Annotated in this window: 16 protein-coding genes; 10 read left to right on the plus strand and 6 right to left on the minus strand. The window is 69.5% G+C overall.

What is annotated here, in order from left to right; all coding sequences use genetic code 11:
• Positions 1-9 precede the first annotated feature (9 nt).
• The 8 genes from JHW38_RS09235 to JHW38_RS09270 all read left to right on the plus strand — a co-directional run bounded on the left by JHW38_RS09235 (position 10) and on the right by JHW38_RS09270 (position 7,128).
• Entirely contained in the window at positions 10-1,164 is a 1,155-nt protein-coding gene (locus tag JHW38_RS09235) for an SIS domain-containing protein (protein ID WP_207525651.1), read from the plus strand.
• Complete coding sequence (locus JHW38_RS09240; RefSeq protein ID WP_207525652.1) at positions 1,157-2,092, plus strand: ROK family protein; 936 nt, start codon at positions 1,157-1,159, stop codon at positions 2,090-2,092. Before JHW38_RS09235 ends, JHW38_RS09240 begins: the two co-directional genes overlap by 8 nt.
• Positions 2,093-2,130: 38 nt before the next feature.
• On the plus strand, positions 2,131-3,474 hold the full coding sequence (locus JHW38_RS09245) for a D-tagatose-bisphosphate aldolase, class II, non-catalytic subunit (protein WP_207525653.1): 1,344 nt from the start codon (positions 2,131-2,133) through the stop codon (positions 3,472-3,474).
• 33 nt (positions 3,475-3,507) lie between these two features.
• Positions 3,508-4,284: a DeoR family transcriptional regulator gene (locus JHW38_RS09250; RefSeq protein WP_207526313.1), complete on the plus strand. Its 777-nt coding sequence runs from the start codon at positions 3,508-3,510 to the stop codon at positions 4,282-4,284.
• Positions 4,281-5,387, plus strand: a complete 1,107-nt coding sequence (gene nagA, locus JHW38_RS09255; protein WP_207525654.1) for an N-acetylglucosamine-6-phosphate deacetylase — start codon at positions 4,281-4,283, stop codon at positions 5,385-5,387. The genes JHW38_RS09250 and nagA overlap by 4 nt, the downstream gene beginning before the upstream one ends.
• Before the next feature lie 266 nt (positions 5,388-5,653).
• Positions 5,654-5,971, plus strand: a complete 318-nt coding sequence (locus JHW38_RS09260; RefSeq protein WP_207525655.1) for a hypothetical protein — start codon at positions 5,654-5,656, stop codon at positions 5,969-5,971.
• A gap of 662 nt (positions 5,972-6,633) precedes the next feature.
• Positions 6,634-6,849, plus strand: a complete 216-nt coding sequence (locus tag JHW38_RS09265) for a hypothetical protein (RefSeq protein ID WP_207525656.1) — start codon at positions 6,634-6,636, stop codon at positions 6,847-6,849.
• A 63-nt stretch (positions 6,850-6,912) separates the two neighbouring features.
• Complete coding sequence (locus JHW38_RS09270; protein WP_207525657.1) at positions 6,913-7,128, plus strand: hypothetical protein; 216 nt, start codon at positions 6,913-6,915, stop codon at positions 7,126-7,128.
• 118 nt (positions 7,129-7,246) lie between these two features.
• On the opposite strand, the gene glk is transcribed toward JHW38_RS09270, so the two are convergent.
• From glk to JHW38_RS09300, 6 genes are all read right to left on the minus strand, one after another.
• Positions 7,247-8,233 carry a glucokinase gene (glk, locus tag JHW38_RS09275; RefSeq protein ID WP_207525658.1) on the minus strand — a complete coding sequence of 329 codons (987 nt, stop codon included), beginning with the start codon at positions 8,231-8,233 and terminating at the stop codon, positions 7,247-7,249.
• The gene (locus tag JHW38_RS09280) at positions 8,233-9,993 is read right to left on the minus strand and encodes a cellulase family glycosylhydrolase (protein WP_207525659.1); all 1,761 of its coding nucleotides are present in this window, start codon (positions 9,991-9,993) and stop codon (positions 8,233-8,235) included. The genes glk and JHW38_RS09280 overlap by 1 nt, the downstream gene beginning before the upstream one ends.
• A gap of 8 nt (positions 9,994-10,001) precedes the next feature.
• Positions 10,002-11,012: a cupin-like domain-containing protein gene (locus JHW38_RS09285; RefSeq protein ID WP_207526314.1), complete on the minus strand. Its 1,011-nt coding sequence runs from the start codon at positions 11,010-11,012 to the stop codon at positions 10,002-10,004.
• Positions 10,999-11,727: a SapC family protein gene (locus JHW38_RS09290; RefSeq protein WP_207526315.1), complete on the minus strand. Its 729-nt coding sequence runs from the start codon at positions 11,725-11,727 to the stop codon at positions 10,999-11,001. The genes JHW38_RS09285 and JHW38_RS09290 overlap by 14 nt, the downstream gene beginning before the upstream one ends.
• A gap of 170 nt (positions 11,728-11,897) precedes the next feature.
• The gene (locus JHW38_RS09295) at positions 11,898-14,966 is read right to left on the minus strand and encodes a TonB-dependent receptor (protein WP_207525660.1); all 3,069 of its coding nucleotides are present in this window, start codon (positions 14,964-14,966) and stop codon (positions 11,898-11,900) included.
• A 572-nt stretch (positions 14,967-15,538) separates the two neighbouring features.
• Entirely contained in the window at positions 15,539-18,178 is a 2,640-nt protein-coding gene (locus tag JHW38_RS09300) for an excinuclease ABC subunit UvrA (protein ID WP_207525661.1), read from the minus strand.
• Positions 18,179-18,582: 404 nt separating this feature from the next.
• Here JHW38_RS09300 and JHW38_RS09305 point away from each other — a divergent pair, with 404 nt between their 5' ends.
• Entirely contained in the window at positions 18,583-20,079 is a 1,497-nt protein-coding gene (locus tag JHW38_RS09305; protein ID WP_207525662.1) for an FAD-dependent monooxygenase, read from the plus strand.
• 144 nt (positions 20,080-20,223) lie between these two features.
• Positions 20,224-21,027, plus strand: coding sequence for a MipA/OmpV family protein (locus JHW38_RS09310; protein WP_207525663.1), 804 nt, complete (start codon positions 20,224-20,226; stop codon positions 21,025-21,027).
• Positions 21,028-21,034 lie beyond the last annotated feature (7 nt).

A 21,034-nucleotide genomic window follows, 5' to 3' on the forward strand; every position in this document is an offset into this window, starting at 1 on the left:
GAATCTTTCATGGACGCCACTCCGCTTTCCGATTCGTCCGCCTGGCAGCGCCTGGGCGGAGCCGACACCGCCGCCGAGATCGCCCAGCAACCGGCGTTGTGGGAACGGCTGGCCGAAGATCTGGCGCAGGCGCGCGAGCGCGTGCAGGCCTTCCTCGGCGACCGCCTCAGCGATCCGCGCCAGCGCGTGCTGTTCACCGGCGCCGGCAGTTCCGGCTTCATCGCCGACATGGTCGCCGACCGCATCAACGCGCAATGGCCAGCCGACGTGCGCGCGGTGCACACCACCAGCCTGCTGACCCATCCGGCGCTGTACTTGCAACGCGACCGGCCGACCCTGCTGGTGTCGTTCGCGCGCAGCGGTTCCAGCCCGGAAAGCGTGGCCGCGGTCGATCTGCTGCGCGCCCAGGTCGACGACGCGCGCTTCCTCGACATCACCTGCAATCCCGACGGCGAACTCGCGCGCCGCGGCGCCGGACGCGAGGACACCTGCACCCTGCTGATGCCGCCGGCCAGCTGCGACCGCGCCTTCGCCATGACCAGCAGCCTGAGCTGCATGCTGCTGTCGGCGCTGTGCGTGTTCGACGCGGCGCCGTGGCCGCAGCGCCTGGAGCATCTGCGCGAAGCCGCCGCGCTGGCGCGCGAAGGGCTCGCGCAATGGGACGCGCCCGCCGCCGCGCTGGCGCAGCGCTCGTTCAACCGGGTGATCTATCTCGCCAGCGGCCCGCTGGAAGCGCTGGCGCGCGAGGCCGCGCTGAAGGTGCTGGAACTCACCGCCGGGCAGACTCTCGCGTTGGCCAACACGCCGCTGGGTTTCCGCCACGGGCCCAAGTCCACGCTCGACGGCAACACCCTGGTGGTGGTGATCCGCAGCGCCAACGCGCTGGCGCGGCGTTACGAGCAGGACCTGCTCGACGAACTGCGCCGCGACGGCGTCGCCGGGCAGGTGCTGTCGATCGGTCCGCAGTCGGACCTCGGCGGCGGCGACGACCACAGCCTGCGCGCGCCGCCGCTCGACGACGCGTGGCTGGCGCCGGTGTGGCTCGGCTTCGCCCAGCTTTATGCCTTGCAGCGTTCGGCCGCGCTCGGCCTGACTCCGGACAATCCGTTCCCCGACGGCACCGTCAACCGCGTGGTCAAGGGCGTCGTCATCCATCATGGCTGACGCCGCGCCTTCCGCTGCCGCGCTGAACTACGGCATCGACATCGGCGGGACCAAGATCGAACTGGTCGCCTGCGATGCCGGGTTCGAGGTGCGCCATCGCCGGCGCATCGCCACGCCGCAAGGCGACTACGCCGGGTTCCTGGCCGCGCTGGAGGCCTTGGTCGCCGACGCCGACGCCGAACTCGGCAGCGCCGGCGCCGCGGTCGGCATCGCCCTGCCCGGCGTGCGCGACCGCCGCAGCGGCTTGCAGCTCAGCGCCAACGTACCGTCGCTGACCGGGCGCAGCGTCGCCGCGGATCTGCAGGCGCGCCTGCGCCGGCCGCTGTTTTTCGGCAACGACCTGCAGTGCTTCGCCTTGTCGGAAGCGCACGGCGGCGCGGCGGAAGGCTATCCGAGCATGTTCGGCGCGATTCTCGGCACCGGCGCGGGCGGCGGGTATTGCCTGCACGGCCGCCTGGTCTCCGGCTTCAACAGCCTGGCCGGCGAATGGGGCCACTGGAGCGTGCCGGCGCATCTGGTCCAGCGCCATGGTCTGGCGGTGCTCGACTGCGCCTGCGGGCTGCGCGGCTGCGTCGAGCGTTACGTCTCCGGCAGCGGGCTGGTCGCGCTGTACCGCCACTTCGGCGGCGAGGCGGCCGAGGCCGGCGAAGTGTTCGCCCGCGCCGACGCCGGCGATGCGCGCGCGCAGCAGGCGTTGTCCGCGCATCTGGACCTGCTCGGCCACAGTCTGGCCGCGCTGGTGCTGGCGCTGGATCCGCACGTGATCGTGCTCGGCGGCGGCCTGTCGCAACACGCGCCGCTGTACGAAGTGTTGCCGACGGCGGTCGCCGCGCATCTGTTCAACGGCGTGCAGGTGCCGCCGATCGTGCCGCCGCGGTTCGGCGACGCCGGCGGCGCGCGCGGCGCGGCCTTGCTCGCGCTGCCTTGAGTTTTCCGTCGCTTCGCCCTTTCCGTTGGAGTTCCGCCATGTCGCCCGTGCAATCGCTGATCGCCTCCCACCGCCAAGGCCGCAACGTCGGCTTGTACAGCGTGTGCTGCAGCAACGAACTGGTGCTGCGCGCGGCGATGGACGTGGCCCGCCGCCACGGCACCGTGCTGCTGATCGAGGCGACTTCCAATCAGGTCGACCAGTTCGGCGGCTACACCGGCATGACCCCGCCGCAGTACCGCGACTACGTGCTGGCTCTGGCGCGCGAGGAGGATTTCCCGCTCGAACGGTTGGTGCTCGGCGGCGATCATCTCGGCCCCAACGCCTGGCAGAAGCGGCCCGCCGAGCAAGCGATGGCGCATGCGCGGGTGCTGATCGAGGCCTATGTCGCCGCCGGTTTCCACAAGATCCATCTCGATTGCAGCATGTCCTGCGCCGACGATCCGGTGCCGCTGGCCGACGCGACCGTCGCCGCGCGCTCGGCCGAACTGGCGCGCATCGCCGAACGCACCGCGGCCGAACACGGCCTGCCGCCGCCGGTGTACGTGATCGGCACCGAAGTGCCGGTGCCCGGCGGCGAAGCCTCGCTGGCCGGCGGCTTGCAGGTGACCACGCCGCAGGCCGCCGAGCAGACCCTGGCGATCCACCGCGAGGCCTTCGCCGCGCCCGATCTGGCCGCGGCCTGGGAACGGGTGATCGCGATGGTGGTGCAGCCCGGCGTCGACTTCGACCACAGCAGCGTGCACGACTACGACCCCGAAGCGGCGCGCGAACTGGCCGACTTCCTCGAACGCCAGCCGCGCATCGTGTTCGAAGCGCATTCCACCGACTACCAGCGCGAGGACGGCCTGCACGCGCTGGTGCGCGACCATTTCGCGATCCTCAAGGTCGGCCCGGCCGCGACCTTCGCCTATCGCGAGGCCTTGTTCGCGCTGGCCGCGATCGAGGCCGAGCTGCTGCCGCCTGCGCAGCGCTCGAACCTGCCCGAGGTGCTGGAACGCTGCATGCTCGACCACCCGCGCCACTGGCAGCAGCACTACCACGGCGACGAGCAAGAGCTGCACCTGCTGCGCCTGTACGCACTCAGCGACCGCTGCCGCTACTACTGGGGCGAGCCGGCCCTGGTCGCCGCGACCGCGCGCCTGTTCGACAACCTCAGCGCGCACGCGCCGCCGCTGTTCCTGCTGAGCCAGCACCTGCCCGAACAGTACCGCGCAGTGCGCGCCGGTACCCTGGCCAATACGCCGCAGGCGCTGGCGCGCCACCGCATCGGCCTGTGCCTGGACGAATACGCCCGCGCCTGCTCGGCTAACGCCTCTGGCGAGCGTGCCGCCGGCGAACATGCCGCCGGCGAACGCGCCGCCGCCGCGGCGAACGGCTAATCTTCGACTTTCTCCGCGGACCCGCCGATGGCCATGCGCAATACCCGTTCCCGCCGGCAGCAGATCCTGCAGTGCCTGATCGAACTGGGCTCGGTGCAGGTCGCCGAGCTGGTCGAGCGCTTCGAGGTGTCGGCGGTGACCATCCGCGCCGACCTGAGCCACATCGAATCGCAGGGCCTGGCCACCCGCACCCACGGCGGCGCGACCCTGGTGCGCACGCCGCCGCAGGAACAGGACATCCATGAGAAGGACGCGCTGAACCTGCCGCTGAAGGAGCGCATCGGCGCGCGCGCCGCGCAACTGGTGCAGGCCGGCGACAACATCATCATCGATTCGGGTTCGACCACCATGACCCTGGCCCGCCACTTGCGCGGCCATCGCGACGTCACGGTGATGACCAACGGCCTCAACATCGCCTGGGAACTGGCCAACGCGCCCGGCGTCGACGTGCTGCTCAGCGGCGGGCTGCTGCGCAAGCAATCGCTGTCGCTGCAAGGCAGCCAGGCCGAGGCCAGCCTCAACGCCTACAGCTTCGACACCTTGTTCCTCGGCGTCGACGGCCTGGACCTGCAGTTCGGCCTGACCACCCACGACGAGGCCGAAGCGCGGCTCAACCACCGCATGGTCGAGCGCGCGCGCCGGATCGTGGTGCTGACCGATGCGTCCAAGTTCGGCCGGGTCAGCCTGCACCGCATCGCCCGCCTCGACCAGATCCACGCCATCATCACCGACGCCGGCATCGACGAGCGCTACCGCGAGGGGCTGCTGAAGCTCGGCATCGAAGTGATCATCACCGAGCCGCTGCCGTGAGCGAATCCCACACCCTCAGCGGCCGCATCCTCACGCCCGCCGGCTGGCGCCGCGGCCGCATCGCGTTCGACCGCCGTATCCGCGCGATCGAAGAAGCCGACGACATCGGCGGCGACGAACGCATCGTCCTGCCCGGCTTCATCGACCTGCACGTGCACGGCGCCGCCGGCGTCGATCTGATGCAGGGCGGCGACGTCGCCCGCACCATCGCCCGCGCGCACGCGCGCTACGGCACCACCGCCCTGCTTGGCACCACCATGACCGCGGCCGAGGACGACATCGTCGAAGCCTTGCGCGCGCTCGCGAACGTCATCGCCGCGCCGGATCCCGACGCGGCGCAAATCCTCGGCGTGCACCTGGAAGGTCCGTTCATCAGCCCGCACCGGCTCGGCGCGCAACCGCCGCTGACGGTCGAGGCCACGCTCGACTCGGTGCGCCGCCTGCACGCGCTGGCGCCGATCCGGGTGCTGACCCTGGCGCCGGAAATCGGCCGCCACACCGAACTGATTCCGGCCTTGAACGCGCTCGGCATCCGCGTCCAGATCGGCCACAGCGCCGGCACCTACGAAGAAGGCCTGGCGGCGCTCAGCGCGGGCGCCGCCGGCTTCACCCACTTGTTCAACGGCATGACGGGCGTCGACCACTACAAGCCCGGCATCGCCGCGGCCGCGCTGGCCCACGCCGAATACGCCGAGCTGATTCCCGATCTGCAACACGTGCACCCCGGCGCTATTCGTCTGGCCCTGCGCGCGATCCCGCGCTTGTACGCGGTCACCGACGCCACCGCCGCCACCGGCATGCCCGACGGCGAATACGCGCTGGGTTCGCAGCGCGTGCACAAATGCCTCGGCTGCGTGCGCCTGGCCAGCGGCTCGCTGGCCGGCAGCGCGCTGACGATGGATCAGGCGCTGCGCAATCTGGTCGAAGTCGGTCTGGACTTGGCCGATGCCTCGCGGCGCGTGTCCACGTTCCCGGCCGACTATCTCGGCCTGGGCGAGCGCGGGCGGCTCGAACCTGGCGCTTGCGCGGACCTGGTGGTGCTGGACGCGCAGTTGCGGGTGGTCGAAGTGCGGGTCGCGGGACAGGCGATCGATTTGTCCTGACAGACGCCGGCCGGCTTCGGACCGGCGGATCGGAAAACATCGGGCCTGAAGGCCTTCCCACAAGCCAGACTCCTCGGCTGCGCAGCGGCGTTGCGCTCCGTTGGTACGCCACACACGCACGTCCATCCGAAACCCGGCCGCCGCCTGTCCCCTGCCGGCCCGGACTGCGTTCGTCTTAGGTGCGCCGCGAACCGGCACGTCCGCTTCGCCCGCCGGAGCAGCGACCGCGCTGCCCGACTCATCGCCACACGGACTACGGAGCATCCATGAAACAGTCATCGACGACGCTGTTGCCCGCCTCTCTCGCTACGCTCTGCCTCGGCCTGGCCCTCGCCGGCGCTGCCGTCGCCGCACCGCCGGGCGGTATCGGCACCACGCCGGCGCCGCAGCCTGCGGGCAACTGGCAGGCGCGGGTGAAGTACCTGCATCCGCATAGCGGCCCCGACGGCCGCTATCTGACCTGGAGCTATGCCGACATCGTCGCGTCGAGCCAGGAAAACTGCGATTACCAATTGCAGTCCTGGTACAACAGCGGCAACACCGTGGTGGTCGAGTATTGCCATCTGGTACCGTTCGGCGGCTAAGCGCACCAGGCCGGCGCAGTGCGGGCAGCGGTCAGAAACTGCGTATCGGCAGCGACGCTCTTGCACGATGCTGGCTCGAGCCGGCCGCTGACGCGGCCGGCTTTTTCTTCGCAGCCAGCGCAGCGGTCGGTTCGCCGTTGCGACGATGATCCGGCGCCACGGTCCGTCGCCGTCTTGTGCCGGCCGTCGAGCCGGCAACACCGGCCCTGAAAAAGAAACGAACGATCAATCGTGTCCGAGCGCATCGCACACGCATTCAGCGACCGATCCGCGCCCGAAAGACGCATCCGCCAACGCGCGCCGCGCCGGACTCATCGAACCGGAATCCGCGTCCTTGCCAAAAACCACAGCCGGGCTTATACGCATCGCAAGCGCAGCCGCACCGCTGCCATTCAAGAGCAGGGAACGCTCATGAACGACCAACCGGTTTCCGCCGCTGCCGCGCCCACTCCGGCATGCGCGCAACGAACCGCTTTCGCACCCGGCTGCGCCGAACCCACCGCCGACTTGCGCACGCATTGGAATTCTTGCGCGACCCGCGCAGGAAAGCGCGGCCCGTCTTCCTGCACGGCTCTCAGGAGGTTGAGCAACACAGGGGGCGCCGTTTGCCTCAAGAGTCGAACCAGCCCGATGTCCCATCGACCCTACCGGGAGAGAAAGTCATGACCCGCACCATCAAGATGGCCACCGCCTGTGCGTTCTTGTTCGGCATGAGCTTCGCGACCGCCGTCTTCGCAGGACAGGATTACGATCTGATCTGCCTGTCCAACTGCCAATCCATCGAAATCCAGAAATGCAGGGACGCGGGCGGCGGCGACGAATGCCTCTACGTCAATTACGACCACTGCTATTACCAATGCCCTGTGATCTATCCCTGAGCCCGCTTCGACGCGGGCATCGACGTCGACGCGCCCACCCCTGGGCCTGCAAAGGAGAACGAAATGAAAAGCAAGGTCGGTCTGACGGCGGTCTGTACCTTCGTGTTCGGCATGGGCTTCGCCCTGACAGCGATGGCGTTTCCGCATTGCAGGGTCGATTGCCTGGAGAACTGCAAGCAGCGCGAGATCCAGAAGTGCCTGGCCGAGGGCGGCGGCGATCAGTGCTATCGCGAAGACTATCTGCAGTGCTATCCGCCCTGCGATTGTCTGGCGCCCTGAAGCGGCCGGAGCAAAGCGCCCCCACCCGCGGGCGGGGGCGCTGACCGCCGCGCCGGTCGCCGCATGTATCGGCAAACGACCGACAGCGCGTCCGGATTGCGATCGCGCGGTCGCGACGCTAGGCCGCCATCGCGCCCTCGTACGTCTCCGCGGCATGCGCCGCCGCTCCGAGCAAGCCCGAACACGCGTGCACGATCGCCGCCGACGGCACCTCGGCCATCGCCGGCGCGAAGCGTCCCTTGGCTTCGAACGCCTCGCGAAAGCTGCCGCCTTGCAGCGAACCGAGCAGCTTCGGCACCACGCCGCCGGCCAGGAACACGCCGTCCCACGCGCCCAGCGTCAGGACCAGATCCCCGGCCATCGAACCAAACGCCGCGCAGAACAACTCCACCGCATGCGCGCAACGAGCGTCGCCGCCCACGGCCTGGGCATTGATCTGCGCCGGCGACAAATCCTCAGCCGCAACGCCTTCCAGTTCGCACACCGCCGCGTACAGATTGACCAACCCCGGCCCGGACACCAAGCGCTCGCACGACACCCGCCCGAACCGGCGCATCAGGCACTCCAGCACCGCCATGTCGCGCGGCCGCGACGGCGCGAAACCGGCGTGGCCGCCTTCGGTTTCCAGCGCGAAGCAACGCCCGTTGCGCACCAGCAACCCGCCGACGCCCAGGCCGGTGCCGGGCCCGATGACCGCGTAAGTCTGCGCCGCGCGAAGATCGAAGCCAGGCCAGGCGATGTCGCCGACCGCGGCGACGTCGGCCGCGCCGAGGCGCGAGATCGCCATCGCCTGCGCCGCGAAATCGTTGATCAGCGCCACCCGTCCCGTGCCCAGCGCCGCGCCGATGTCCGGCGCGCGGATCCGCCACGGATGATTGGTGATGTGCGCTTCCTCCAGCCGCACCCGTCCGGCCACCGCGAACACCGCCGCGTCCGCGCGTTCGCCGAGTTCGGCGAGGAAGTGGCGCGCAGCGTCGGCCGCGCTGGCGAACTGCGCCGCCGGATATTCGCGCACGCTGTCGTGCAGCAGCCGCTCGCCGCGCGCCAATTCGGCGATCGCGAAGCGCGCGTTGGTGCCGCCGATATCGCTGACCAGCACGCGCATCAGCGAGCGTCTCCGGCGACGGGTTCGATCCGCAACGCGGCCAGATCCGGCGCGCCCGACACCGCCTCGACGACCAGCGTATTGCGGCCGCGCAACAGCGTCGCGCGCTGCGGCCGGTTGGTCGCGACCGGCGCCAGCGCGTCGCCATTGATCTTGTTGCGCAGCGTGCCCGCGCCGCCGCGCCAGGTCAGCGCATACGCGCCCGCCGCCTCCACTTCGATGCTGTACTTGAGCCATTCGCCGCGCTGCATCGCCGCGACCCGCACTTCATCGCCGGCGCGGACCAGGTCGACGCCGTCGTTGCGGTACAGCTGCGACGGATTCCAGTCGGAGTTGGGTTTGCCGCTCTCGTTGGCCGGGGCCGTATCGAAATACGCCACGCCGTTGCGTCCCATGTCGAAATCGACTGCCGCCACTTCCCCCCCGCCGTGCGCGATCCGATGCGGCTTGAACGGCACGCTGCGGTCCTCGTGCGGCGCGCGCAGCCAGGCGTCGGCCACGTCGGGATGGCGGGCGTTGTGCTCGAAGCGCACATCGCGCTGCGCCAGGGCCATCAACGCTTCGCGCGCCTGCGCGCGCTCCGGCCGCGGCCCCTTGCCTTCCCAGTACGCCAGCACCCGCTCGTAGCCGGGGTTGGCGATCACCTGCAGCGGATTGTTGTAACGCAGCTTCTTGACCGGCCAGTTGGCCCAGCCGATGCCCTCGCCTTCCACCGTCGCCACCGTGCGCGCGAACCAGTCGTTGGAGTTCTCGCCGGTTTCGCCTAGCCACAGCGGCACGTTCCAGCGCTCGCGCAAGGCCAGGTGTTCGGCGATGCTGTCGCGGCCGGTGCCGTTCCAGTACTTGTGGAAGCTCAGGGTCAGATTGCGGTCCCACAGCCCGGCATCGAGCACGCCGCGGTAGTTGTTGCCCCAGCAATTGCCCTCGACGATGAGCATGTGGCGCGTGTCGACTTCGCGGATCGCCGCACTGATGCGCACCAGCAGTTCGCGCAGCGGCGCGTTGCCGGTTTCCTTACAGCCGTGCTTGTCCTGCGCATCGGCAAAGCCCCAGTTGGGCTCGTTGATGAGGTCGTAGCCGGCCACCGCCGGTTCGTCGCGATAGCGCCGGGCCAGTTCGCGCCACAGCGCCACGGTCTTGTCGCGGTTGGCCGCGTCGTCCCACAGCGACGGCTGCGACGGATCGCGGTCGGCGATGTTCAGATCGTTGCCCTGCCCGCCCGGCGCGGCGTGCAGGTCCAGGATCACGTACAGGCCATTGGCCTTGGCCCAGGCGATCAGTTCGTCGGTGCGGCGGAAACCGTCGTCCAGCCAAGTCTGCCGTCCCGCGACCGGTTCTTCGGCGACCGACAAGGTATAGAGCCGGTAATGCATCGGCAGGCGCACCGAATTGAAACCCCAGGCCGCGAGCGCGTCGATGTCGTCCTTGCCGACATAGTTGTCGAGCCACGCGGTGTAGAACGCCTGCGTGTCCTGCTCGCCGACCAGATCGACGATGCGCCGGCGGATCGCGTGCTGCATGCCCGGGCCGGTCAGGCCGAGCATGTAGCCTTCCTGCAGCATCCAACCGCCGAGGCCGACGCCGCGCAGGATCACCGGACGGCCGTTCCCGTCGACGATGCGTTGGCCGTCGGCGCGCAGGAAACCCTCGGCGCGGCCCGGCGCCGGATACGCGGCCAGCAGCGCCGCCAGGCCGACGGCGACCGCCGCGCCCGCGAATCGGCGCGCCGCGCCCGCCGTAGTGTCGGTCCTGTCGTGCATGCGATCTCTCACCGGTTCAGGCCTTGCAGCAGGCGCGCGCGCAGCTCGCGCGAACGCGCTTCGTCCAAAGGCGCGAGCGCGCCGCGCGCGGCTTCGGGAATGTGCGCCGGCGTTTGCGCGTCGGCGTCGAATACGTAATGGCGGAACACCTCGCGCCAGATCTCGCGCTGCTGCGGCGGCAGGTCGCGCACGCTCAGGATCGCGTGCAGCAACGCGTTCATCGGCGTGTCCATCCAGCGCGGCGATTGCCGCCACCAATAGTTCACCAGCACGTTGAAGGCATCCAGGCCTTCCATGCGATGCCACCACATGCTCGGGATCAGCAGCGCATCGCCCGGCCCCAGCTCCGCGCTCAGCGCGTGGCGCATGGCTTCGGCGAACTTCGGAAAGCGCTCCAGGTCGGGCGCGGCGAAATCGACCACGCTGATCGCCTGCCCGGCCGGCGTGCGGTCGAGCGGCCCGATGTACAAGTTCTGCAATTGATCCGGCGGAAACAGCGTCGCCCGGCGGCGGCCGGCGACGACGCAGGCGATGTTGTCCGGCACGTCCTGGTGCGCGGGGATGCGGGTGCGGTTGCCGATCCAGATGCTGGCCAGCGGCTGCACCGCGCCGAAACCCAGGTCGTTGCGCTCGCGCAGGCCGGGCAGCCAGGTGTCGATGGTGGTCGAACCGACGTAGATCGTCGGCGGCGCCGGGTCGGCCGCGTGGTGCAGCAAGGCGTCCAGCACCGCCGGCAGCGGCGCTTTCTGCTGGGCGAAACCGAAGCCTTGCAGATCGGGCCGATAGCCGATGGCGCCGGCGGCCTCGGGCGGCGCCACGCTGACGGTCACGGGCGCGTCGCCGACGAAGGCCTTGAGGTACTCGGCCGAGCTCTGCGCGGAGGCGAGGCCCGCGCGCACCAGCGGCCAGTGCGCGACCAGACCGCGCAGCACGTACGGCCGGGTCGGCCGCAGCAAGGCCTCCGGCAGCGCCGCCGCGTCGACGCCGTGCAGTTCCTCGATCGGCTCAGCGACCGGCAGCATGGCGCCGGCTCAAGCGTTCGATGACATCGCGCAGGCGCGACAGCGAAGCGATGGCCATGTAGATCGCCTCCAGATGTCCGGCCTGCTTCAACGCGTGCAGGTCGGCCGCGCCGAGATCGCGCAGCTTGTCTTCGTCGATGCAGTGGAAGCCGGAAACGCGATGCTGGGTGTGTTCGTCCAGGCTCAAGTCGAGCGAAAACGGCTCCAGCAAGTCGCAGCGGCGCAGTGCTTCGATGAAGCCGGCCTCGTCGCGCAAACCTTCGTGCAGCGCCCGCAGCAACGAGACCACGCGTTGCAGGAACGCGGTGTTGCCGCCGTGTTCCAGGAACAGTGCCTCGCCCTCGCCGCCGCCGCGCACGACCCGCGGATGCGCGAGATCGATGTGGATCATCGGCTCCTCGTCGGCGATGCCGATCAGGAACGGCAGGCGCTCGATCGACATCGGCAGATAGCGCGCGTCCCAGCGCTCGCCGCCGGCCTCGTCGCGTTCGAGGAACAGGTTTTCGTCGCGGCGCAGGCCCAGCAAGGCCAGCGAACGGAAGCCGCCGTCGGCGGTCTTCTGGAACACGATCGGGTAATGCGCCTGCAACTCGCGGAATTCGCCGAAGAAGGTCGGCGCGAGCATCTGGTCGTCGCCGTAGCGCGCGCCGCGCGCCTGGATCACGCGCAGATCGTGGTGGTCGACGTTGTTGAGCAATACGGCTTCGGGCATCGCGGTGTCCAGGATCGTGGTCGGCGGCAGGCCGGCGGCCGCGCCGCGGCGGCGCGGTCGCGGGCTCGAACCGGAGTGCAGGCCTGCGCGCAAGGCGTCGGCCATCGGCCGCGCCGTCGCCGACGCGGCCGGCGCCCCGTCCTCGCGGGCGGGACGCGCGATCGCCGCGATCAGAACTTGTAGCGCACCCCGAACATGTAGCGCGGTCCGTACTGGTCGAACGAATACAGCTGGCGGCTGTTGCGTCCGCGCGTGCGCATGGTCTCGTCGGTCACGTTGATGCCTTCCAGCGTCAGCACCAGATTGTCGGACACCGCGTAGCTGACGTTCACGTCCAACTGCCCGTAAGCCTCGACGTAGATCGGGTTGGCGCCCTTGCCGTCGCCGAGGTTGGTCAGGAACTGGTCGCGCCAGTTGTAAGCCACGCGCGCCTGCCACGGCCCCTTTTCGTAGAACCCGACCAGGTTGGCCGAGTCGCTCAGGCCGGTCATCGCGAACTGGGTGCCGAGGCTGCCGTTCTTGTAGGTCAGGCCCGAATCGACGATGGTGTAGTTCGCGGCGAGGCCGAAGCCCGATTCGCCGAACACGTGCTGGATGTTGAACTCCCAGCCGTCGAGCGTATCGGAGCGGTTGTTGACCGGCTGGGTGACGTTGAACGACAGCACCGGATCGCCGCTGAGCCCGCTGACGGTGCCGGTGGCGAAGCCGTTGGAGTCGGTGCCGGTCTTCACCACGCCGGGCTGGCCGTTGTAGGTGTTGAGGATGTAGTTGCGGATGCAGGGCCGGTCGGTCGCGGCGCAGCCGCCGGCGCTGATCGCCTGGTTCCAGTAGTTGCCGCCGGACGGCGTGTGCAGGTTCGGATACGGCGTCTGCTTGCTGACCTGGTCGGCGATGAAGTTGTCGATCTTCTTGCGGAAGTAGCCGACCGAGAAATAGCTCGACTCGCCGTAGTACCACTCGTAGGACAGATCGAAATTGCGCGATTCCAGCGGCTTGAGGTTGGGATTGCCCGCGCTGCCGCCGCCGCCGTCGAAGCGGGCCTGGCCGCCGACGCTCAGCGCCGGGTTGAGGCTGCCCCAGTTCGGCCGGCCGATCGATTCGCCGTAGCTCGCGCGCAGCTTCATGTTGTCGGTCAGGTCGACCGAGACGTCGAGGCTGGGCAGCCAGTACTTGTAGTCGCCGTCGAGTTCGCGGAACTGCGAGCCGGAATAGCGGATGACGAATTCGTTGGCCGCGACCCAGTCGATGCCGACCGGCGCCGGCTGCAGCGCGGCCGCCTTGACCTTGGTGCGCTCGTAGCGCACGCCGGCGGCGACGTTGACCGGCAGCTTCCAGTCGAAGGTGTCGCTCCACTGCAGGTAGAAGCTGCGCGACTCCTCGCGCACGCGGCTGTCGCCGACCGTGCGGTTGGCGGCGCTGCCCGGCACCGGCTTGCCGGTGTAGTCGAACGAGGCGCGATAGTCGTCGCGCACGCCCTTGCCGCTGGCGACCCAGGCGTCTTCGGCGAGCTGGCGCACGCGGTCGAAGTCGAACACGAAGAACGCGTCGGTGAAGCGCGGGTCGTTGGCGCCGCTGACGCCGCGGAAGTAGTCGCCCATGTGCGCGAGCTTCCACACCGAGTCGGGGTAGTCGTTCGGGCTGGTGGCGCCGCCCCAGGTGTCGAGCTGGACGTGGGTGAAGGCCGAGCGGTTCTTGTAGTCGGTCGAGGCGACGCCGAAGTTGAGCTTGGAATAGCCTTCGAAACGGTATTCGCCGCTGGCCTGGAACTGTTCGATCTCGGCGCGCTCGCGCTCGTTGCGGAACACCGAGCCGGTCACCAGCATCTGCGCCGGGTCGATCGCGCTCATGCCGGGCGGCAGGTGCAGGGTCAGGACCGGGAAATCGCGGCTGAAGTCGATGGTGTTGCCGGCGCGGAAGAAACCGGCGCTGGCGAGCGTGTTGTTGGAGCCGTACGGGCTGTCGGGCGAGGAGTCCGCGGTCGAACGGTGGTAGTCGAAGTTCAGATCGAAGCTGTCCGTCAGCTTCCAGTCCACGTTCAAGCCGAGCGACTTGTTCTCGCGCTTGACCGAGCTCTTGCCCGCGCCGTTGGCGAAGTCGGACAGGCCGTTGTAGCGCTCGTCGTAGATCAGCGGCGAGGAGCCCGAACCCTTGGTCCACGAGCTCATGCCCGGAGTGAAGTTGAGCCACACCGACATGTCGTGGCGCATCTGCTCGATCTTGTTCTGCGAGTAGGTGTAGTCGAGCGTGGTGGTGATGTTGTCGGTCGGCGCCCATTGCAGGGTCAGCTGGCCGTTGATGCGCTCGCGCTTGACCGAGTTGACGCTGTAGCCGAGGCTCTGCGGCATCGAATAGACGTCGTTCGGGCCGGGCCGGTTGGTGATGTTCTCCGAGCCCGGCTGGCCCGGCAGCGGCAGCGCCGAACCGGAGCCTTCGCCGTTGGCCAGCGGATTGTCGAGGAAGGTGCGCCAGCCGTTGCCCGAGGCGACGAACGCGGACGCCGAACCGGATTCGCGCTTCTGATAGTTCGCGCTCAGCCCGATGCCGAAGCGGCCGTCGGCCGAGGTCGCGCTGAAGATGCCCGAGGCGTCCGGGGTGACCGAATCGCCCTTGAGATCGCTCGGCAGATCGTCGTCGGAGGTGTCCCAGATGCCCTTGACGCCGACGTTGGCGTGCAGGCCCGGGTTGTCCAGCGGACGCGCGGTCTTGATGTTGATGGTCGCGCCGATGCCGCCGGTGGGCGTGCTCGCGCGGCTGGTCTTGTAGACCTCGACCGCGGAAATCGACTCGGCGGCCAGATCGCTGAATTCGAACGCGCGCGCGCCGGTCGAGGTCGGCATCTGCCGGCCGTTGAGCAGCACCAGATTGAAATCGGGGCCGACGCCGCGCACGGTCACGCGCGAGCCTTCGCCGGCGTTGCGGTCGATCGACACGCCGCTGATGCGCTGCAGCGCTTCGGCCAGATTGGTGTCGGGGAACTTGCCGATGTCCTCGGCGACGATGCCGTCGACGATGCCGGCGGCGTCGCGCTTGAGGTTCATCGACGAAGTCAGGCTGCCCTTGATGCCGGTGACCACGACCGCATCGAGCGTCCTGGCATCATCGGCCGCGCCGGGCCGGGTCTGCTGTCCGGCCTGCGCCTCTACCGGCGCGGTGCTCTGCGCATACGCCGCCTGGCTCATGGCCAGCAGCAATGCGGACGTCAACACTGTGCGCCTTGCGGCGCCGTGCGTTTGCTTCATCGAAACTCCTCCCCAGGATCCCACGATGCGCGGGCGGGACGATCCCGCCCCGCCCCCTCGATTGCTGCGGGCCGATTTGACGCGCGCATGACAGCGCTGTCAATTACCTGGACAAAAGTGTTACCTCCATCAAGGAGAAAGCGATTTCTCGGCCGATTTCTTCGACGCGGCGCAACATGGAACCGCGCGGGCGAAGCGTATACGGCTGCGCCGATGGGCTGTGGTGGCGGCGTGGCGGCCGTGGCAAGCGAGCGATGCGCCGGTCTTCGGCGGGTGTCGCGAACCCCATCCGACCGTCATGCCCGCGAAGGCGGGCATCCAGGGCTTTATCGCGACAGGACTCTGAAGTCTCTGGATTCCCGCCTTCGCGGGAATGACGTGCTTGGGGAGACGAAGCGGGTCGTAAAGATTCGCCGCTCGCGCGCAGTCGCTGCGCGACTCATCTGACCGTCATGCCCGCGAAGGCGGGCATCCAGGGCTTTATCGCTACAGGACTCTGAAGTCCCTGGATGTTCGGCTTCGCCGAAATAAAAGCGAGCCCGCGTTCGCGGGAATGACGTTTATGCGTAGGCTCAAGCCAGCGCGCGGCGCAGATAAGGCGCAGTCCGACTCGACGCCGCCCGCGCGACCTGTTCGGGCGTGCCGGCAGCGACGATCGCCCCGCCCTCCTCGCCCGCACCCGGCCCGAGATCGATCGCCCAATCGCTATCGGCCACCACCCGCATCTCGTGCTCGATCACCACCACCGTATGCCCGCCGTCGACCAGGCCGTGCAACTGCGCCATCAGCTTGTCGACGTCGGCGGCATGCAGCCCGGTGGTCGGTTCGTCGAGCACGTACAAGGTGTGTCCGCGCTGGCTGCGGTGCAGTTCCGTCGCCAGTTTGATCCGCTGCGCCTCGCCGCCGGACAGCTCGGTGGCCGGCTGACCCAGGCGCAGATACCCCAGGCCGATGTCGCGCAGCACCGCCAGCGGCCGGGCGATGGATTCCTGATCGTGGAAGAACGCCAGCGCTTCGGCGACGGTCATCGCCAGCACTTCGGCGATGTTGCGTTCGCGCCACGACACTTCGAGCGTCTTGTCGTTGTAGCGGCGGCCGTGGCAGGTCGGGCACGGCGCGTACACCGTCGGCATGAACAGCAGCTCGACCTGGACGAAGCCCTCGCCTTCGCAGGTCGCGCAGCGTCCCTTGGCGACATTGAACGAGAACCGCCCGGCGTCGTAGCGCCGGCTCTTGGCCAGCGGCGTTTGCGCGAACAGCTTGCGCACCGGGTCGAACAGGCCGGTATAGGTCGCTAGATTCGAACGCGGCGTGCGGCCGATCGGTTTCTGGTCGACGTTGACCAGGCGCTTGATCGCGTCGGCGTCGCCGCCGAGGCGGCCGGAGGTGGTGCGCAGTTCGCCGGGCTGCGGCGGGCCGTCGTCGTTGCTTTCGTCCTCCGGTTCGTGGCCCAGGCGCGCGCCCATCAGTTCGACCAGGGCCTGGCTGATCAGGCTCGACTTGCCCGAACCCGACACGCCGGTGACCGCGGTCAGCACCTGCAACGGAATCCGCGCGTCGACGCCGTGCAGGTTGTTGCGATGCACCTCGCGCAGTTCCAGCCAGCCCGCCGGCGCGCGCCGCGCGCCCTCGCGGCTGCGCGACGGCGCGTCGAACAGGTAACGCGCCGTCTGCGAGTGGCGCACCTCGCGCAAGCCCTGCGGCGGACCGCTGTACAAGACTTCGCCGCCTTCCTGGCCCGCGCCGGGGCCAACGTCGACGATCCAGTCCGCGCGCCGCAACATGTCCAGGTCGTGCTCGACCACGAACACCGAATTGCCGGTGCCCTTGAGCTGGTCCAGCGCGTGGTGCAAGGCCTCGCTGTCGGCCGGATGCAGGCCAGCGGACGGTTCGTCGAGCACGTAGACCACACCGAACAGGTTGGAGCGGATCTGGGTGGCCAGGCGCAGGCGCTGCAATTCGCCGGGCGACAGCGTCGGCGTGGTCCGGTCCAGGGCAAGATAGCCCAGCCCCAAGGCTTGCAACGCGGCGATCCGCTCGACCAGATCCTGGGCGATGCGCTGCGCCGCGATGCGCTTTTCTTCGGACAAGTCGGGCGTCCTGCGCACGTCGGTGCCGCCGGCATGGGCGCTGCCGCCGCGGGCGACGCGGCGCGCGCTGTCGTTGCGGCTGGCGGCGCGGCTGCGGGTCGCAGCGCTGGCCGGCGCGTCGAACCGTCCTGCCGCCGCCGGCGCCAACACCTCGGCGATCGCGTTCAAGCTCAGCTGCGAGAGGCTGCCGATGTCGAGGCCGGCGAAGCTCACCGACAAGGCCTCGGCCTTCAAGCGGCGGCCGTCGCACAGCGGACAGCGCGCGCCGCTCATGAAGCGCGCAACGCGCTTCTTCATCAACGCGCTCTGGGTGGTCGCGAAGGTGTGCAGCACGTAGCGGCGCGCGCCGGTGAAGGTGCCCATGTAGCTGGGCTCGGCCTTGCGCTTCAGCGCGGCGCGGGTCTGCGCCGGAGTGAAGCCGGCGTAGACCGGGGCGACGGGTTGTTCCTCGGTGTAGAGGATCCAGTCGCGGTCCTTCTTCGGCAGCTCGCGCCACGGCTTGTCGACGTCGTAGCCGAGCGTGACCAGGATGTCGCGCAGGTTCTGTCCGTGCCACGCCGGCGGCCACGACGCGATCGCGCGGTCGCGGATGCTCAGCGACGGGTCGGGCACCATCGAGCGCTCGGTGACTTCGTAGACGAAGCCCAGGCCGTGGCAGTTCGGGCACGCGCCCTGCGGCGTGTTCGGCGAGAAATCCTCGGCGTACAGCATCGGCTGCTGGGCCGGATAGGTGCCCGCGCGCGAGTACAGCATGCGCAGCAGGCTCGACAGCGTGGTCACGCTGCCGACCGTGGAGCGGACGTTCGGCGTGCCGCGCTGTTGCTGCAGGGCGATCGCCGGCGGCAGGCCTTGGATCTCGTCGACGTCCGGCACGCCGACCTGATCGATCAGACGCCGCGCATACGGCGACAGCGATTCCAGATAGCGGCGCTGGGCCTCGGCGAACAGCGTGCCGAACGCGAGCGAGGACTTGCCCGATCCGGACACGCCGGAAAACACCACGAACGCATCGCGCGGGATGCGCACGTCGACGTCCTTGAGGTTGTGCTCGCGCGCGCCGCGCACGCGGACGAAGGCGGTGTCGCCGGTTTGCGGGGAACGGGAACTGGGGCGGGTTGCCATGAGCGGCGGCGCGGCGCACGCGCGGTACGGGGGGCCGTACAGTGTGAACCCAATGGCGTGGACGCGGCATCGAGCCTGCGCGTGTCGGCGGTTTTCGGCCGTTTTCGGCCAACTGCTGCGGTTCCCGGCGGTGCCGGAACGCGCTCGCCGCTAAAACAGCCGCTCCCCGTTTCAATATCCTAAACCACCTGGGGCTTGCGGCAAGCCCCCGTCGCTGCGGTTCCATCGCCGGCCTGCCCCCACGATCAGGAGCCTCCGCATGAACCTGCCATCGCCGACCGCTGCGCCGGCCCTGCGCGCCGCTGTCCGAACCGCGGCGCCAGCGCGTCGTTACGCGAGCCTCGCGCGCACCGCAGCCGCAGCCGCGTCCGCGTCCGCGTCCGCAGCCGCGAAGGAGCGCCGCCATGATTGAACATGCCGTGGTCATCGCAGGCGCGGGCCCGGTCGGCCTGACGCTGGTGGGCGAACTGGCGCTGGCCGGCGTCGATGTCGCCGTGGTCGAGCGTCGCGCCAATCAAGAGCTGGCCGGCTCGCGCGCCGGCGGCCTGCATGCGCGCACGCTGGAGGTATTCGACCAGCGCGGCCTCGCCGAGCGCTTTCTCGCCCAAGGGCAGATCGCGCAGGTCGCCGGATTCGCCGGCATCCGCCTGGACATCGGCGATTTCCCGAGCCGTCATCCCTACGGCCTCGGGCTGTGGCAGAACCGCATCGAACGCATCCTCGCCGATTGGGTCGATGCGTTGCCGGTGACGTTCTACCGCGCTAGCGAAGCGGTCGCCCTGGCCCAGGACGCGACCGGCGTCGAGCTTGCGCTGGCCGACGGCCGCCGCCTGCGCGCGCGCTATCTGGTCGGTTGCGACGGCGGCCGCAGCTTGGTCCGCAAGGCCGCCGGCATCGCGTTCCCCGGCTGGGATGCGAGCGTCAGCAGCCTGATCGCCCAGGTCGAGATGCGCGAAGAACCGGAACTGGGCATCCGCCGCACCGCCGCCGGCATCAACGCGCTCGGCAAGGTCGACTACACCATCGAGGACGGGCGCGTGGTTTACGCAGCGGGCGGAACGGTCGGCGTGGTGCTGACCGAATCGCGGATCGGCAGCGGCGAGCCCACGCTGGACGACATCCGCGCCGGGCTCGTCGCCGTCTACGGCACCGATTACGGCGCGCACAGCCCGAGCTGGATTTCGCGCTTCACCGACACGGCCCGGCAAGCCGCGGCGTACCGCGCCGGGCGCGTGCTGCTGGCCGGCGACGCGGCGCACGTGCACGCGCCGGTCGGCGGGCAGGGCCTCAACATCGGCGTGCAGGACGCGATGAATCTGGGCTGGAAGCTGGCCCAGGTGGTCAAGGGCATTTCGCCCGAACGCTTGCTCGACACCTATCACGCCGAGCGCCACCCGGTCGCCGCGCGGGTGCTGCGCGACACCCTGGCGCAAGTGGCGCTGATGCGCGCCGACGACCGCGTCGACGCCTTGCGCGATGCGATGTCCGAACTGCTGGCGATGGAGGAACCGCGCAAGCGCGTCGCGGCGCGGATGTCCGGCCTGGAACTGCGCTACGACTTCGGCGAAGGCCACCCGCTGCTGGGCCGGCGCATGCCCGACCTGGATCTGGCCACGCGCGAAGGCCCGCGCCGGCTGTTCGCGTTCCTGCACGATGCGCGGCCGCTGCTGATCGATTTCGCCACGCCGGGCGGGCTCGACATCGCGCCGTGGGCCGAGCGCGTGCGCAAGATCGAAGCGCAGTACGCCGGCGCGTGGGAGCTGCCGCTGCTCGGCACGGTCGCCGCGCCCGCCGCCGCGCTGGTGCGGCCGGACGGCTACGTGGCCTGGGTCGGCGACGGCACGGCGCAGGGTCTGTCCGATGCGCTGTCGACGTGGTTCGGGCCGCCTTCGCCGCGGTAGCGACCTCGCGGATCGGCGCGAGCGGCGTCCGGCGGCCCAATCGCCGCTGAACGCACGCCCGCGCCGCCTTCCGCCGCGGCCGCCGTAAGTCCGCAGTAAGAACCGCGCCACGACACTGCCGGCCCCTCTGCCCGAGTCCGGCCCATGCTCAAGTTCTTCCCGCTCGCCCTGCTGTTCGCGGCTCCGTCGATGGCGCTCGCGCAATCGCCTTCCAGCGCGGGCGACCTGCTCGCCGAAGAAGCCGACGACCGCTGGAATCTCGGCTTGGCGCTGTCGGTCAGCGACAGCGCCTACGCGGGCGAGGACCTGCGGCCGCGGCCGTTTCCGCTGGTCAGCTACGAAGGCGAGCGTTTCTTCTGGCGCGGCCTGTCCGGCGGCGTCCACGCCATCCGCAGCGGCGGCTTTACCCTCGACGTGATAGTGTCGGCCCGGTTCGACGGCTTCGACATCGACGACCTCGGTCGCCGCGAGCTGGCGGCGAACGGCCTCGACGCCGACCGGCTCGACGACCGCGACGATGCCTTCGACGCCGGGCTGGCGGCCAGTTGGAAAGGCCGCGCGGGCGAGTTCAAGCTGCGCGCGCTCGCCGACGCCAGCGGCACCCACGACGGTTACGAGCTCTCCGCCGATTACGCCTACCCCGTCCATCTCGGCCGCTCGACCTTGGTTCCCAGCCTCGGCGCGCGCTGGCTGTCCAAGGATCTGGCGAACTATTACTACGGCACGCTCGACAGCGAAGTGGCGCGCGGGGTAAAGCTCTACCGGCCCGGTTCGGCGCTGGTGCCGCAGGTCGGCCTGGGATGGCTGCGGCCGCTCGGCGAAAAATGGCGTCTGTTCGGCTCGGTCGAATACAAGTTCCTGCCGAACGAAATCAAGCGCAGCCCGTTGATCGACCCGGACGTCGACGGCGAGGCCAACCTCAAGTTCGGTTTCAGCCGCAGCTTTTGAGCCACGT

The organism is Lysobacter enzymogenes (genome assembly GCF_017355525.1).
Taxonomy (GTDB): domain Bacteria; phylum Pseudomonadota; class Gammaproteobacteria; order Xanthomonadales; family Xanthomonadaceae; genus Lysobacter; species Lysobacter enzymogenes_C.